Genomic DNA, 1,051 nt, shown 5'->3' with positions numbered 1-1,051 from the left:
GAAGTCAGCCCGCACCCGGTACTGACCATGGCGGTGGAACAGGCCGGCGAACACCTGCTCGTGACCGGCACCCTGCGTCGTGACGACGGCGGACGTGACCGCTGGCTCCGCTCGATGGCCACCCTCCACGTGGCCGGCGTCACCATCGACTGGACCCCGGCCTTTGCCGGTGATTTGCCCCGACGCGTGCCGCTGCCAACATACCCGTTCCAGCGGCAGCGCCACTGGCTCCCGGACACGCTGGCCGAGCTCCCTGGCCGCAGTATCGCCACGATCGACCAGTCCCAGGACGCGGTCGAGCGGCATGACATCGAGGCCAGCGCGGCCGCGCTCGACGGTGTGAGCATCGAGCCGGCAGCGGGTGGGGGCGAGCGGCAACTACTTGACCTGATCCGAACCCATGCGGCTGCAGTGCTTGGTCATGCCGGGCCGCAGGCTGTCGACGCTGACCGGAGCTTTAGGGAGCAGGGCTTCGACTCATACGCCACCATCAAAATGTGTGACCGACTCGCCGCGGTGACAGGGCTGCGGCTGCCGACCACCCTGCTATTTGACTACCCCACCCCCGTGAAACTGCTGGGATATCTGCAGCAGCGGTTGGACGGGGTGTCTGAGCCGGCGACTGGACCAGCTGCCGCGGTCAGTGTGCTCGATGAGCCGGTGGCGATTGTGGGGATGGGGTGTCGGTATCCGGGTGGGGTTGTTGACCCGGAGGGGTTCTGGCGGTTGCTGGTCGAGGGTGTTGACGCGGTGGGTGGGTTCCCCGCGGATCGGGGTTGGGATCTGACGGCGCTGTACGACTCCGGTCGGCAGCGGTCGGGGATCGGGTACGGAACATTCCTGTCCGGGGCTGGGATGTTCGACGCGGGGTTCTTCGGGATCAGTCCGCGGGAGGCTGTGGCGATGGATCCGCAGCAGCGGCTGCTGCTGGAGGTCTCCTGGGAGGCGTTGGAGCGGGCCGGGATCGACCCGTCCGGGCTCCGCGGGTCGGACACCGGCGTGTATGTGGGCCTCATGTACCACGACTACGCCATGCAGTTGGCGGCGAGCC

Annotated in this window: 1 protein-coding gene; it reads left to right on the top strand. The window is 67.9% G+C overall.

The genetic code is table 11. The features are described 5' to 3' along the window. Positions 1–27: 27 nt before the first annotated feature. Positions 28–1,051, top strand: a 1,024-nt coding sequence (locus ABZS58_RS51485; RefSeq protein WP_354792176.1) for a beta-ketoacyl synthase N-terminal-like domain-containing protein, incomplete at its 3' end; no start/stop codon positions are given.

The sequence above is a fragment of the Dactylosporangium sp. NPDC005555 genome, assembly GCF_040605635.1.
GTDB lineage: Bacteria > Actinomycetota > Actinomycetes > Mycobacteriales > Micromonosporaceae > Dactylosporangium.
The sequence above is the reverse complement of the archived record's forward strand: the minus strand, read 5'-3'. Positions and strand labels throughout refer to the sequence as shown.